Source organism: Rheinheimera soli, from assembly GCF_021290985.1.
In the GTDB taxonomy this organism is placed as follows: Bacteria; Pseudomonadota; Gammaproteobacteria; order Enterobacterales; family Alteromonadaceae; genus Pararheinheimera; species Pararheinheimera soli.
In genome coordinates this window covers 134287-148962 of the sequence record NZ_JAJOYU010000001.1, presented here as the reverse complement: position 1 = coordinate 148962, position 14676 = coordinate 134287, and the positions used below count along the sequence as shown (strand labels likewise).

The following is a 14676-nucleotide window of genomic DNA, read 5'->3' as shown; positions in this document are numbered from 1 at the left end:
CAATAGCGGCCACTTGCGCTTAAGCTGACTGTTATGACTCAATCCACTTCGACACGCCCTGATCTGCTCAAAGGTGATATTCAGGCCACTATGAAACAAATGACGGTACCTGTGCTGTTTGGCATGATTACGTTAATGTCATTTAATTTGGTAGATACCTTTTTTATAAGTATGTTGGGCACGGCAGAACTGGCTGCAGTCAGTTTTACTTTTCCTATTACCTTTACCGTGATTAGCTTAGCCATAGGCTTGAGCATTGGTACTTCAGCTGTGATTGCCCGGGCTTTGGGCAGTGGCGATCAGCAAAGTGCCCGTAGTGATGGTTTAGCAGCGTTATGGTTGTCAGCATATTTAGTCATTGCTTTGTCTGTGGTGGGCTATCTGACTATTGAGCCCTTATTCCGTTTATTAGGCGCTAAAGACGATACGTTGCCTTTTATCCATGACTATATGGAGATCTGGTTTTTTGGCGCTGTGTTTTTAATTACCCCCATGATTGGTAATGCGGTGCTGCGCGCTGCCGGAGATACCAAAACCCCCAGTATTCTGATGGCCAGTGCTGGTTTATTAAATGCCGTGCTGGACCCGATATTTATTTTTGGCTGGGGGCCTGTGCCGGCGATGGGCGTAGCCGGAGCATCTATAGCCAGCCTTATTTCCTGGCTACTGGGTTTTGGCCTTATTCTGTATTTGCTGATGGTGCGTCGTAAGCTGGTGGATATAGGGCATCAGCCTTTGAAAGAATTTATTCAAATAAGCCGTAAAATTTTACATATAGGCCTGCCAGCAGCGGGAGCCAATATGCTGACCCCATTGGCTATGGCTATTTTAACTGCACTGATGGCAAGTTATGGCGCTGAAGCTGTCGCTGCTTTTGGTGTCGGTGCCCGCATTGAGAGTATTGCTTCCTTAGTCGTACTGGCACTTTCGATGACCTTACCGCCTTTTGTCAGTCAAAATTATGGGGCCTGTGCTTATCAGCGCATTGATGATGCATACAGAAGCTGCATCAAATTTATTCTGGCCTGGCAGTTAGTGGTTTATATAGGATTGGCCGCTGGTGCCTGGCTGGTGGCGGATCTGTTTACTGACGATCCTTTAGTGGCACAGTATATTCGCTACTTTATCTGGATTTTGCCTTTAGGCTACGGCTTGCAGGGCATTATTATTCTGACTAATTCCTCTTTTAACGCCTTACATCTGCCGATGAGTGCGCTGCAACTCAGTGTGGTTCGCCTCTTTGTATTTTATGTGCCTTTTGCTTATATAGGCGGTTTGCTGGGCGGAGTGATTGGGGTCTTTGTTGGCGGGCTTATTGCGAATGCCTTTACTTCCGGTCTGGCGTACAACTGGTTTAAGCGTAAACTGGCTGCTTTACGAATAAGTGGGGAGTCCTGATGAGTCGCGGTAGTAAATTGGTTTTGCATGATCCGCATGTCATAACTTTGAGTGGTGGATGTCGATGAGTCGCGATTTTGAATTGGTTTCCCATTATCAGCCTGCCGGCGATCAACCTACAGCCATCGCCAAGCTGGTGGAAGGCTTAGAAGCAGGCTTGGCCCATCAAACTTTATTGGGTGTCACCGGTTCTGGTAAAACTTTCACTATGGCTAATGTGATAGCGCAAGTGAACAGACCCACACTGATTATGGCGCATAACAAAACATTGGCTGCTCAGCTCTATGGTGAGATGAAAGAGTTTTTCCCGAATAACTCGGTGGAATACTTTGTGTCTTATTACGACTACTACCAGCCTGAAGCTTATGTGCCTTCCAGCGATACTTTTATCGAAAAAGACGCTTCTATTAATGAGCACATAGAGCAAATGCGTTTATCGGCCACCAAAGCCTTGATGGAAAGACGGGACGTAGTGATTATCGCCTCAGTGTCGGCTATTTATGGTTTGGGCGATCCGGAATCCTATATGAAGATGCTGTTGCATCTCAAAGTGGGCGATATAGTTGATCAGCGTTTTATCTTACGCCGTCTGGCCGAGCTGCAATACAGCCGCAATGATTCGGCCTTTGAACGCGCAACTTACCGTGTACGAGGTGATGTAATTGATGTATTTCCGGCTGAGTCGGATGAAATTGCAGTGCGTATCGAGCTATTTGATGAAGAAATTGAGCGCATCAGTTTATTCGACCCGCTGACAGGCTCAGTGGAGAAAGTGGTCAGCCGTTACACTATTTATCCAAAAACTCACTATGTCACGCCACGGGAAAAAATTCTGGCCGCCACTGAACGTATTAAAGTGGAGCTAAAAGAGCGCCGTGCTCAATTGCTGGCAGAAAATCGTTTGATAGAAGAGCAGCGTATAGGCCAGCGCACTTTATTTGATTTAGAAATGATGGTTGAGCTGGGTTATTGCTCCGGCATTGAAAACTACTCGCGCTATTTATCTGGCCGGGCAGAAGGTGAGCCGCCTCCAACCTTGCTGGATTATTTTCCGGCTGATGGTTTGATGTTTATTGATGAGTCGCATGTCACCATTTCACAAATTGGCGCTATGTACAAAGGCGATCGTTCGCGTAAAGAAAACCTGGTGAACTATGGTTTTCGTTTACCTTCGGCTTTGGATAACAGGCCACTGAAGTTTGATGAGTTTGAATCTATAGCGCCGCAGCGGATTTATGTGTCGGCCACACCAGCAGATTACGAGTTAAAACAATCAGCCGGTGAAGTGATAGAGCAGGTGGTGCGGCCAACAGGTTTATTAGACCCTGTCATCGAAATTCGGCCTGTAGCCACACAAGTGGACGATTTAATGTCAGAAGCTTTCCGCTGCGCCAAAATTGGTGAGCGGGTTCTGGTGACAGTACTGACCAAAAAAATGGCTGAGGATTTAACAGATTATTTAGCAGGTCATGGTGTTAAGGTGCGTTATTTGCACTCCGACATCGACACAGTCGAGCGGATGGAGATTATCCGCGATTTACGTTTAGGCGTCTTTGACGTGCTGGTCGGCATTAATTTGCTGCGGGAAGGTTTGGATATTCCTGAAGTGTCGTTAGTGGCTATTCTGGATGCGGATAAAGAAGGCTTTTTACGTTCAGAGCGTTCGCTTATTCAAACCATGGGCCGTGCCGCCCGTAATTTGTATGGGAAAGCTGTGCTCTATGCCGACCGCATTACCGGTTCTATGCAACGCGCTATTAATGAAACCGAGCGTCGGCGCAATAAACAGATTGCTTATAACGAATTGCATGGCATCACACCTACGGCCATTAAGAAGAAGGTGTCGGATGTAATGGATCTTGGACAGGATGCTGATTTGCCTAAAGTGGCGGAAAAAATCAAACTGGCCAAAGGCAAAACACCTTATCAACTGCAGGCTGAAATTAAGCAACTGGAGCAGAAAATGCTGCAGCATGCCAAAGATCTGGAATTTGAACTGGCAGCGCAAGTACGGGATCAAATCCATCAATTACGCCAAGCTTTGCTGGAAATTTAACAGGATCCATCGGAGTTTTCCTGTTTTATATAGTTATCTGTTTGATATTTATACAGTTCTTTACAGAGTCGTTCAGAGAGCATTAACTTTCAGAAGTTTACACTGCCTGCGTTTTCTCAACCAAAAGGTAGTATTTATGAAACGTTCCATGCTCGCTTTACTTATCGCTGTAGTCTCAACCGGTGCAGCAGCGAACAGCTATCAAAATGAATCTTCCGTGGATTATATCAATGGTGATTTCGGCACCTCAGATATTGATTCATGGACACTGAAGCACCAGTATTTCTTTAATGCCGTAGATACATCCGGCAAAACACCATTAGCTGAAGCTGCATTTATTAATAAAAACGCCAGCGTATTCGGTACTTTGTCTCGCACTTCGATCGGTGATTTTGATCAAAACGCCTGGTCTGTCGGTGGTGAGTATATGGATCAAAGCCATAACTTCTACGGTAAATTGGAATGGACACATTTCAGTGGCACGGATCAACAAGATGTTGATGGTACTGTAGGTTACTTCATCAGCAATGACTGGTTAGTAGGTGCCATTTTTGAGCACGACAGACCAGAACAAGGCGGCAGCAGCACTAACTATGGTGTGATGACCAAAAAACTGTGGGATTTAGGCACAGGCGATATGATTAATCTGGAAGCAAGCATTCTTGATTATCGCCATGCTTCAGTGACCCGTTATGGTGTAGGTGCTGACTATTACTTCGGCAAGAATTTCTCTGCTGGTGTAGGTTATGAATGGATCTCTGATAACGTGTTCAGCGAAAGCGATGACAGCCTGAGCATGCGTGCTAAATGGTTTGCACTGCCAAATCTGTCATTATCAGCAGGCGTAGCCTTTGATGCGCTGGAGACGGGCGATGATCTGTATCAGTTAGGTGCAAGCTACCGCTTCTAATGCCCGTCGTACTTGAAGCTGCAGTATTCGGGCGGGGATAAACCCCGCCCCTACAATTTATTGATTGTAATTAGAATTATTGTAGGGGCGACCTTTATGGTCGCCCGTATTTTTTAATCAACTCACACTAGTGCCCAGCAGCGACTAAACTTAGTGACTAAAAGAAGTTTGTTTATCAGATAGACAGATGGAATATTTTCATAGGGGGCTGGGATGCTGAACTCTGTTTTACCTCAAAGGCGCTCTGTGCGTTTAAAAGACTTTGATTACAGTAGCAATGGTGTCTACTTCATCACTTTATGTTGTTATAAACGTTTTTTACTTTTTGGTGAGATTGTTGACCACCAGATGCAAACCAATGCCATAGGCTCACTTGTTGCTTTGCAATGGCAAAAAGTACCGGAACGTTTTCCTGCTGTAGAGCTACATCCATGGGTTCTGATGCCGAATCATTTTCACGCTATCCTCGAGCTTTCCCATGAGCCAGAAACACAACGCACAAAGTTAGGCGCTGTGGTTGGTGCTTTTAAATCTTTATCACAAAAAGCGGTTCGTGGAACACTTGGTCAGAATGCACCGCAACTTTGGCAGCGGGGCTATTACGATCATGTGATCCGGAATGAAGAAGCGTACCAACATATAGCCAACTACGTTCAAACCAATCCACAAAGCTGGCAAACGGATTATTTCAACCGTTCAGGCCAGTAATTTTAATTAGAATTATTGCAGGGGCGGCCTTTATGGTCGCCCGTGGTTTTTAACCAATACCTGTTATCGTATTTGGCGGCGCAACGTTCGGGCGGGGATAAACCCCGCCCCTACAATTTTTTTACGGTATTAAGTTGCGGTCAGTTGTTGCCAGATGGCTTTTGCCACTGGGCCTAATAACTGATCTTTATGCCGCACTAAATGTACTTCGCCCTGAATAAATTTTGGAAACTCCATGGGTTTGAGCTGCACCAAAGCGCCACTTAACAGCTCGTCTACGATTTGATGCCGTGCCACCATGCCCCAGCCTAAATGGGCTAACAGCGCTTGTTTCATACATAAACTGTTGTTCACTTTCACGCGGCGTGCCGATTGCAGGGGGAGTAATTTTCCGCTGTCAAAATTCAGTGCTTCTGAATTAGCCACCAATTGGGGCAGTTCGGCTAACTGAGCCTGATGAGTTAAAGGGCCGCCCAGTTGTTTTAAAAACTCTGGGCTGGCGACACATAAAATATCAAAATGACCAATAGCCACTGATTCAAAATCGCCCAGACTGATAAAAACCGGGTACCAGGGGCTGATGGCTAAATCAACCTGCTGGTTTTTTAGTTTTTCCAGCGCTTGCAGCCGGTAATCACAACTTAACAATAATTCGGTATGAGGAAATTGCTGCTGCGCCTGGCGGATAGCACTCATATAAGGCTGCAGGTCGACCGCTTCGTCAAAGGCTAAACCTAAACTGGCTTCAGCGCCTCTGCTTAAGTGTTGAGCCAGAGATTTTAATTGGGCACTTTGATGCAGAAGTTGTTGAGCCTGTTGATAAAAACGTTTACCAGCTTCGGTAAATTGCAGGCGATATTGACTACGATCCACTATAGTAAAACCGCATTCCTGTTCGAGCTTTTTCAGTGCCATGCTCAAAGCTGGTTGGGTTTTATGTAGTTTTACCGCGGCTTGCAGCAAGCTTTCACTGCTGGCCACAGCGTCGAGAATATAAAGCTGAGTTAAGTTCATCAATTTTTCTTATATAGAACTGAAGTAAATATAAATTTTAATCTTATAGTGGCTTTTGTATAGTGCCAGCGCAAATTAAGTGGTGTGACAAGGGAGAGCTTTAAATGTCCAGACAAAAAATGATCTATGCAGTCTTAGTTATGGGGCTGGTTGCGGGTTGTTCCAAACCGGTTGCAACCGCTGAGCAAAGCCTGAATAGGCCGGTAAAACTGCATCTGGTGCAGGACGGTCAGCAAAAATTGATCCGGCAGTTTCCTGCTCTGGTCGAACCCACTGAAAATGCCCGTTTAACTTTTCGAGTCAGCGGTAAACTGACTCAATTTTCTATTCGTCCCGGCCAGGAAGTACAAAAAGGTGATGTGCTGGCGCGTTTGGACCCGACTGATTTTAAACTCAGGGTCGAACAAGCTCAGGCAAAATATCAGTTGTCCAAGGCTCAGTTTGATCGTGCTGCCAGCCTGATTGGCCAGAATCTGGTGTCACAAGCCATGTACGATGAAGCTAAGGCTCAGTTGCAGGTGGCGGATGCAGATTTAAAAACAGCGCAAGCGAATTTAAGTTACACCGAATTAGTGGCGCCTTTTAGCGGCATAGTGTCGCGCTCTTTAGTTGAAAATCATGAAAACGTCGCCGCTCAGCAAGCTATTCTGGAATTGCAGCTTAAAGGTATGGTGGATGTGGTGATCCAGGTTCCTGAAGATGTGATAGCGCTGGTGAAAAAAGACATCAGTTATCAGCCAGAAGTGATTTTTGATTCCTACCCAAGTTTAAGTTACAAAGCCAGCATTAAAGAGTGGGACACCAGAGCAGACAGTGCCACCAACAGTTTTAAAGTAGTGTTCAGTATGGCTGCGCCTGAAGAGTTTAATGTGCTCTCCGGTATGACTGCTAATGTAGTGGCTGATATGAGCCAACTGATGCGGGCTCAGGCCTCAGCTGTTGTAGTGCCTGCCACAGCTGTATTTGCTGCCAATGATCAGCCAGTGGACGCTACAGAGCGTTTTGTCTGGGTGTTTAGTGAAGGCAAAGTGAATCGTCGTGCCGTTACAGTTGGGCGCTTAACAGAGCAGGGTATTGAAGTGCTGTCTGGTTTAGTCGCCGGTGATCAGGTGGTGACAGCAGGTGTACAGCAACTGACTGAAAACCAGCAGGTGCGTCCATGGCAACGTGAGCGGGGGCTGTAAATCATGGATGTGGCTCAGTATTTTATTAAAAACAAAACCTCGTCCTGGCTGGTGACCGCTATTTTACTGATAGGCGGCACTATAGCTTATTTTGGCCTCGGCCGGTTGGAAGATCCGCAGTTTACCCTCAAACAAGCCTTGATCATTACATCCTATCCAGGTGCTTCACCTTTACAGGTGGAAGAGGAAGTCAGTTACCCTATTGAAAATGCTATCCAGCAACTGCCTTATGTCGACCATGTGACCTCTATTTCTACCACTGGTACCTCACAAATCATGGTGGAGATGAAAGGGATTTATCGTGCCAAAGAGCTGAAGCAAATTTGGGATGAACTGCGCCGTAAGGTGAATGATTTAAAACCACAGCTGCCGCCCGGCGTGCAGAGCCCGGTGGTAAACGACGATTTTGGTGATGTGTATGGCATGTTGTATGCCGTGACCGGTGATGGTTACTCAGACGAAGAAATTCGCGACTATGTCGATTTTTTACGCCGTGAGCTGGTGCTGGTAGAGGGCGTAGGCAAAGTCTCTGTCAGCGGTCGCCAGCAAGAGCAAGTTGTGGTCGAAATCTCCCGCTCTCGTCTGACTGCTTTAGGCATTCCGCCGACACAAATTGCCAGTTTATTGCAAACTCAGAATGTCGTATCCAACGCTGGAGCTTTGCGGGTAGGGCCAGATCGGATCCGTATTCATCCAACAGGCGAATTTCAGTCGGTGCAGGAACTGGAGCAGCTGATTATCAGCAACCCAGCCGCTAAAGAGCTGATTTATTTAGGAGACGTAGCCAAAGTTTACAAAGATGTGCAGGAAGTGCCGAGCCAGATTTTAAAGTTTGATGGTAAAAACACCCTGACCCTGGGGGTCTCCTTTAGTAAAGGCGTAAATGTTGTCGATATAGGCGCTTTAGTGACACAACGTATGGCCGAACTGGACTATGCGCGGCCTGTAGGCATGGAAATCAATACCATTTATAACCAGCCCGCTGAAGTGGAAGCCTCAGTCGGTGGTTTTGTATTGAATCTGCTGGAAGCTGTGGTCATTGTTATCGTGGTGCTGTTGATTTTTATGGGACTTCGCAGTGGTTTGCTGATAGGGCTTATTTTACTGCTGACGGTACTTGGCACTTTTATTTTTATGCAGCAGATGCAAATTGAGCTGCAACGCGTCTCGCTTGGCGCCTTAATTATTGCTTTGGGTATGCTGGTGGATAACGCCATTGTCATTACCGAAGGGATTTTGATTGGGATGCAAAGGCGCTTAACCATCAGCCAGTCGGCTTCCGCCATAGTCAAACAAACCAAATGGCCTTTGTTGGGTGCAACTATTATTGCTATTACTGCTTTTGCGCCTATTGGTTTATCCAGTGACGCCACAGGGGAATTTGCTGGTAGTTTGTTTTGGGTGTTATTAGTTAGTTTGCTGCTGAGCTGGATTACCGCTATTACCCTGACCCCATTTTTCGCCAGCTTATTTTTTAAAGAAGAACTGAAAGCTGATGCGGACGAGGCGCAGGGGGAACCAGAGTTGTACCGTGGTTTTATTTTCGACGGCTACAAGGCGGCTTTAACTGCCGTACTTCGGTACAGGTTTTTAAGTTATGCTTTGATGATCCTGCTGTTGATCCTGTCTGTTTTGGGCTTTGCCAAAATAAAACAGGTATTCTTTCCTCCATCTAACACGCCGATTTTTCTGGTTGATCTATGGCAACCTGCTGGTACTGATGTACGCCAATCTGACCTGGAAGCTCTAGAGGTTGTGCAGCATTTAAAAAGTCTGGATGGTGTGGAAGCTGTGACTTTAACTTCAGGCCGTGGTGCTGACCGTTTTATGCTGACCTATCAGCCAGAACGTTTTTATGCCGCTTATAGCCAGTTAATAGTAAGGGTAGAGGATAAATCCTTGCTGGCAGGTCGTATGGCCGATCTCAGCCAGTATATTGCTGAGCAACATCCTGGCTTACAACATAAATTAAAACGTTTAGATGTAGGGCCATCAACTGCGGCTAAATTGGAAGCTCGTTTTAGTGGCGCTGATCCTGACGTACTGCGGCAATTGGCTGAGCAGGCCAAAGCTATTCTGGCGCAAGATGCAGGCACCAGGAATTTACGTGATGACTGGAGTAACAGAGTCAAAGTGATCCGGCCACAGTTTAACGAAGCTTTGGCGCGCAGGGTTGGTATCAGCAAGCAGGATATTGACGATGTACTACTAACTCATGTCAATGGCCGTACTGTGGGGATTTACCGTGATGGCACTCACTTATTGCCCATTATCACCAGAGCGCCAGATTCAGAACGGCAAAGTGTCGATGCGTTGGCCGATCTGCAGGTCTACAGTCCTAAGCTAAACCGCTATATTCCGATCAGCCAGGTAGTCAGCAGTTTTGCTCTGGAGTGGGAAGATCCACAAATTATGCGCCGCGATCGCAAACGAACCCTGACTGTGATGGCCGATCATAATATTTTAAGTGATGATACGGCCGCAGCTTTATTGCATAGAATACAGCCTCAGATCGAAGCTATTCCTTTACCTCCGGGTTATACCCTGAGCTGGGGAGGGGAGCTGGAAGCCCAAAACAAAGCACAAAAAGCCTTGTTCAGTTCCTTACCTATGGGTTATCTGGTGATGTTTGTGATCACTGTGCTGCTGTTCAGTTCAATGCGGGATGCACTGGTAATTTGGGCTTGTGTACCTATGGCATTGATTGGCGTCACGCTAGGCCTGTTGGTGGTGAATGTGCCTTTTGGCTTTTTAGCCCTGCTGGGTTTTTTAAGTTTATCGGGCATGTTAGTTAAAAACGGCATAGTGCTGTTGGATCAGATCAAACTGGAATTAACTCAGGGTTTAGCACCTTATCAGGCCGTATTTAACAGCGCCGTCAGCCGGGTTCGTCCTGTGTCCATGGGAGCCATTACCACTATCCTTGGTATGTTACCTTTGGTCACTGATGACTTCTTTGCCAGCATGGCGGTGGTGATTATGTTTGGTTTAGGTTTTGGTACTATCCTGACCTTACTGTTTTTACCTTTGATGTATTGTTCTGTTTATCGGATCCCTTCAGAACACTGATAGTTTTGCGGTATGAATATGGGGGCAGACAGATTGTTTACCACAAACAATCTGTCTGCCCCCTTTTTTCTGTTCTTAGCTATGGCTTGTGTTGGCTGTTAGTGGTAAAAACTGGTTCGATATGAATTAAAGCCCCGAAACGGATCTGTTTAGCATGAAAAAACTCGCCCTTGTTCTGGCGTGCAGCTTTGTCTTCTCTGTTACTGCTGCCGACCATTTGCCGCCTTTGCCTGACTGGCAAGGCGCCAGTTTAAGTTTGATTAAACCAGCCCAGCACCCCTGGGTGACTCCGGCAGAAGTGTCTGATCTGTCGGAAACACCTGACTACGAAACGACCATCAAATATCTGGAACGCCTGGCCGCAAGCACCTCATCAGTCAAGCTGGAAGTGATAGGCCAAAGCCCACAGGGCCGGGCGATTTATCTGGTAAAAGCTGGTACAGATCCCGACATGATAGGGCGGGATAAAAAGCCGGTCCTACTGGCTCAGGCTGGTATTCATAGTGGCGAAATTGACGGTAAAGACGCTGGACTGATGCTATTACGTGACATAGTTCAGGGCGACAAGGCGGATTTATTAAAAGAAGTAAATTTGTTATTTATCCCTATTTTTTCGGTCGATGGTCATGAGCGCAGCGGCAAACACAACCGAATGAATCAACGTGGCCCTGAACTACAGGGTTGGCGTGCTACAGCGCAGAACTTAAATTTAAACCGCGACTACATGAAAGCGGAAGCGCCTGAGATGCAGGCATTACTGAAATTGCTGAACCGTTACCAACCTGATTTATATCTGGACCTGCATGTGACTGATGGTGAGGACTATCAGTACGATATTACTTTTGGTTTTAATGAGCCTTTTGCGGCTTTAAGCCCTAATAGTGCCAGTTGGCTGGCCAGTACATTCCGCCCTGCTATGGATCAGGCGTTAAATGAAGCCGGTCATATTCCAGGCCCTTTGGTGTTTGCGTATGACAGTAAAGATTTCAGTAAAGGCTTGGCTGGTTCTACCTCTAGTCCACGTTTTTCTAATGGGTACGGTGATGTCCGGCATATCCCCACTGTATTGGTGGAAAACCACAGTTTAAAACCCTATAAGCAACGGGTTTTAGGTACTTATGTGTTATTGGAGCAGAGTTTAAAACTGTTACAACAACAAGGTGCTGTGCTGAAACTGGCGAAAAAGGCCGATGAAAATGCACGGACAGAACGCCAGGTTTTAGGCTGGAAAGCCAGTGAAACACCAGACTTTATTCGTTTTAAAGGCGTTGAGGCTGTACAGAAACAAGATCCAATCACCGGGGTTAGCTATCAAACCTGGACCGGTAAGCCTGTCATATTTGAACAATTGCCTGTGTACTGGGAAAAAGAGCCAGCCGCTGAAATTGATGTGCCTAAAGCCTACTGGATCCCACCAGAGCAACAGGAGGTAATTGCCAAACTGGCTTTGCATGGCGTGCAATTTACCAGTTTAAAATCGGCTAAAACCCTACAGTTACAGCAGTTGACTGCAACCTCACACCAATTTGCCACCAAACCTTTTGAAGGTCGTTTTGGCGTAACCGCGGAATTTAGCCGCAACTGGCAAAAAATCCGTTTACCTGCGGGTTCAGTCCGGGTCAGTACGGATCAACCGCTGGGCGCTTTAGCTGTCGCTTTGCTCGAGCCAACGGCGCCAGACTCGTTATTCAGCTGGGGCTATATGCCGGGTATGTTTGAGCGGGTAGAGTATTTTGAAACTTACGCCATAGTGCCGTTGATTGAAACTGCGCTGAAGCAGGATAAAAAACTCAAAGCTGAATTTGACGAAGCCCTGAAGCAGGATAAAAAGTTGGCTGCTGATCCACAAGCCAAACTGCAATGGCTGTATCAACGCTTACCATACTACGATCAACACTATCTGAAATACCCAGTGTTGATTGAGTAAGGCTATGACCCTGTAAGCTGCGTATATAGTCGCGACTGATTGAGCAAGGCAAACAACAGTCGCGTTTTTAATTGCCAGACAAAACGCAGAGACATCAGTCGACGACAACCCTGAAAAGGCTCTTATGATTTATCCTATTGTGATTGCAGGTGGAAGTGGCACCAGGCTATGGCCTTTGTCGCGCAGCCATTACCCAAAACAATTTATTCCGCTGTGTGGCGAACAAAGCATGTTGCAGCAAACCTTGCTGAGATTACATGGTTTATCTCATCAGCCGCCGCTGATTATTTGTAATGAAGATAACAGGTTTATTACAGCGGAGCAGTTAAAGCAGTTAGCACTGCACAATGCCACTATTTTGCTTGAACCCGTCGCACGAAATACTGCGCCAGCTGTTGCGCTGGCTGCTTTTATGGCCCAACAACAAGGTGATGACCCCCTGTTGTTGGTGTTGCCAGCTGATCATCTGATCCTCAATGTTGCTGCTTTTCATGCCGCAGTAGAGCAGGGCATAGCGTTCGCCAATCATGACCAATTAGTCACTTTTGGTGTGATGCCCACGCATGCAGAAACGGCTTATGGCTATATCCGCCGCGGCGATATGATGCCAGAAACTGAAAAGGCTGCGCCTGCTTATCAGGTCGCTGCTTTTGTGGAAAAGCCTGATATTCAGACCGCAGAACGTTATCTGGCCAGTGGTGATTTTTATTGGAACAGCGGTATCTTTTTGTTTAAAGCATCGCGTTATTTGGCACAGCTACATCAGTACAGACCGGATATTTATCAGGCTTGTCAGGAGGCTGTCTCACAACTTAGGGAAGACCTGGATTTTATCCGCATTGATCAGGATGCATTTCACCGCTGCCCGGCAGACTCTATTGATTATGCCGTGATGGAAAAAACCAAAGATGCGGTGGTGGTGCCTTTGGACGCTGGTTGGAATGATGTGGGTGGTTTTGCTGCTTTATGGCAAGTGGCTGACAAAGACGAGCAGAACAATGTGCTGCGTGGCGACGTTTTTACCCATCATTCTCATGATTTATATGTGTATTCTGATGACAAAATGGTGGCGACTCTCGGAGTTAAAGACTTAGTGATTGTCAATACCAAAGATACTGTTTTGGTAGCACATAAAGATCATGCTCAGGATATGAAAGAGTTGCTGAACCAACTGACGCTGGCCAATCGTTCTGAGCTGCATCTGCACCGGGAAGTCTACCGGCCCTGGGGCAGCTATGATTTGATCGACAGCGGGCCGCGTTTTCAGGTGAAGCGTATTCGTGTAAAGCCCGGCGCCAAGCTGTCGGTTCAAATGCATCACCACAGGGCTGAACATTGGGTGATAGTGTCTGGTACTGCCAAAGTCACTATTGATGGGAAAGAGCAATTACTGACTGAAAATCAGTCTGTTTATATTCCAGTGACCGCTGTGCATTCGCTGGAGAATCCGGGGAAAGTGTCACTGGAATTGATCGAAGTGCAGTCTGGCAGTTATTTAGGCGAGGACGATATTGTGCGTTTCGAAGACAGTTTTGGCAGGGTTTGATGGCGCTGGAATTCCAGCGCCCGACTTTCAGTTCATTCTGGCCTGCTCGGTGTTGTGGATTAGGTCGCAGCTTTCATCGCGCTGACAAAAGCAGACAGCTCGCTGAGCAAGGTTTGAGGCTGATGTTGATGTTTTTCAATAATCTGCACTATAGCCGACCCTGAAATAGCGCCTGCTGCACCGCTTTCAATCGCAGCCTTCACATGTTCAGGTTTGGAGATGCCAAAACCCAAAAGCGTAGGGGCTGCGTTGTATTCTTTGAGCTGATTAATCAGGGTGCTGGCGGGCATAGTGGCCTGAGTTTCTGTGCCTGTCACACCGGCTCGGCTCAACAGGTAGGTATAACCACGGCCATAGGAGGCCAGTTCACGTAAGTTCTCGTCTGTGATATTCGGCGGTGCAATAAAAATAGGCGCTATGTCATGTTTCATCGCCGCATTTCTGAATAACTTGCTTTCATGCAAAGGCACGTCGGCAATCAGAATGGAATCGACACCCGCTTGTTGTGCTTGTTGATAAAAATTATCGATACCACGTGCCATCACCAGATTGCTATACAGCAACAAGCCAATAGGAATGTCTTTGTTGTACTGACGAATACGGCCAATCAGCTCAAAACACTGGGCTGGAGTCACACCTGCGGCCAAAGCGCGGATATTGGCGTTTTGGATCACAGGGCCGTCGGCTATGGGGTCGGAGAACGGAATACCCAGCTCCAAAGCGTCGGCGCCTGCATCTATCAAGGTTTTGATAATGTCAAAAGACAGCTCAAGACCAGGATCGCCCATAGTGACGAAAGGTACAAAAGCGCCTTGGTTTTTGGCGGCAAGGCGGCTGAATAACTGCTGATAACGTTGCATAAAA

At 46.8% G+C, this 14676-nt stretch carries 10 protein-coding genes; 8 read left to right on the top strand and 2 right to left on the bottom strand.

Annotation, left to right across the window (positions count from 1 at the left end):
* Nucleotides 1-33: 33 nt before the first annotated feature.
* The 4 genes from LSG37_RS00685 (at nt 34) to LSG37_RS00670 (ending at nt 5072) form a co-directional block, all read left to right on the top strand.
* A complete protein-coding gene (locus LSG37_RS00685; RefSeq protein ID WP_233077940.1) occupies nt 34-1398 on the top strand; it encodes an MATE family efflux transporter in 1365 nt (454 codons plus the stop codon).
* Nucleotides 1399-1462: 64 nt separating this feature from the next.
* Nucleotides 1463-3454, top strand: coding sequence for an excinuclease ABC subunit UvrB (gene uvrB / locus LSG37_RS00680; protein ID WP_233077939.1), 1992 nt, complete (start codon nt 1463-1465; stop codon nt 3452-3454).
* Between the two features lie 136 nt (nt 3455-3590).
* Nucleotides 3591-4364: a putative porin gene (locus LSG37_RS00675; protein WP_233077938.1), complete on the top strand. Its 774-nt coding sequence runs from the start codon at nt 3591-3593 to the stop codon at nt 4362-4364.
* 213 nt (nt 4365-4577) lie between these two features.
* Entirely contained in the window at nt 4578-5072 is a 495-nt protein-coding gene (locus LSG37_RS00670; protein WP_233077937.1) for a transposase, read from the top strand.
* Nucleotides 5073-5201: 129 nt separating this feature from the next.
* Here LSG37_RS00670 and LSG37_RS00665 read toward each other — a convergent pair whose 3' ends face one another.
* Complete coding sequence (locus tag LSG37_RS00665; RefSeq protein ID WP_233077936.1) at nt 5202-6086, bottom strand: LysR family transcriptional regulator; 885 nt, start codon at nt 6084-6086, stop codon at nt 5202-5204.
* Between the two features lie 104 nt (nt 6087-6190).
* Between LSG37_RS00665 and LSG37_RS00660 the strand changes: the two genes are divergently transcribed.
* The 4 genes from LSG37_RS00660 to LSG37_RS00645 all read left to right on the top strand — a co-directional run bounded on the left by LSG37_RS00660 (nt 6191) and on the right by LSG37_RS00645 (nt 13812).
* The gene (locus LSG37_RS00660) at nt 6191-7270 is read left to right on the top strand and encodes an efflux RND transporter periplasmic adaptor subunit (RefSeq protein WP_233077935.1); all 1080 of its coding nucleotides are present in this window, start codon (nt 6191-6193) and stop codon (nt 7268-7270) included.
* Nucleotides 7271-7273: 3 nt separating this feature from the next.
* Nucleotides 7274-10339: an efflux RND transporter permease subunit gene (locus LSG37_RS00655; RefSeq protein ID WP_233077934.1), complete on the top strand. Its 3066-nt coding sequence runs from the start codon at nt 7274-7276 to the stop codon at nt 10337-10339.
* Between the two features lie 154 nt (nt 10340-10493).
* Entirely contained in the window at nt 10494-12266 is a 1773-nt protein-coding gene (locus tag LSG37_RS00650; RefSeq protein WP_233077933.1) for a M14 family metallopeptidase, read from the top strand.
* A 124-nt stretch (nt 12267-12390) separates the two neighbouring features.
* On the top strand, nt 12391-13812 hold the full coding sequence (locus LSG37_RS00645; RefSeq protein WP_233077932.1) for a mannose-1-phosphate guanylyltransferase/mannose-6-phosphate isomerase: 1422 nt from the start codon (nt 12391-12393) through the stop codon (nt 13810-13812).
* 59 nt (nt 13813-13871) lie between these two features.
* Here LSG37_RS00645 and trpA read toward each other — a convergent pair whose 3' ends face one another.
* Complete coding sequence (trpA, locus tag LSG37_RS00640; RefSeq protein ID WP_233077931.1) at nt 13872-14672, bottom strand: tryptophan synthase subunit alpha; 801 nt, start codon at nt 14670-14672, stop codon at nt 13872-13874.
* Between the last annotated feature and the right edge of the window lie 4 nt (nt 14673-14676).

Coding starts and splice junctions, on each gene's coding strand:
- trpA (WP_233077931.1), bottom strand. CDS start 14,672: ATGCAACGTTATCAGCAGTTATTCAGCCGCCTTGCCGCCAAAAACCAA.
- LSG37_RS00685 (WP_233077940.1), top strand. CDS start 34: ATGACTCAATCCACTTCGACACGCCCTGATCTGCTCAAAGGTGATATT.
- uvrB (WP_233077939.1), top strand. CDS start 1,463: ATGAGTCGCGATTTTGAATTGGTTTCCCATTATCAGCCTGCCGGCGAT.
- LSG37_RS00645 (WP_233077932.1), top strand. CDS start 12,391: ATGATTTATCCTATTGTGATTGCAGGTGGAAGTGGCACCAGGCTATGG.
- LSG37_RS00670 (WP_233077937.1), top strand. CDS start 4,578: ATGCTGAACTCTGTTTTACCTCAAAGGCGCTCTGTGCGTTTAAAAGAC.
- LSG37_RS00660 (WP_233077935.1), top strand. CDS start 6,191: ATGTCCAGACAAAAAATGATCTATGCAGTCTTAGTTATGGGGCTGGTT.
- LSG37_RS00650 (WP_233077933.1), top strand. CDS start 10,494: ATGAAAAAACTCGCCCTTGTTCTGGCGTGCAGCTTTGTCTTCTCTGTT.
- LSG37_RS00655 (WP_233077934.1), top strand. CDS start 7,274: ATGGATGTGGCTCAGTATTTTATTAAAAACAAAACCTCGTCCTGGCTG.
- LSG37_RS00665 (WP_233077936.1), bottom strand. CDS start 6,086: ATGAACTTAACTCAGCTTTATATTCTCGACGCTGTGGCCAGCAGTGAA.
- LSG37_RS00675 (WP_233077938.1), top strand. CDS start 3,591: ATGAAACGTTCCATGCTCGCTTTACTTATCGCTGTAGTCTCAACCGGT.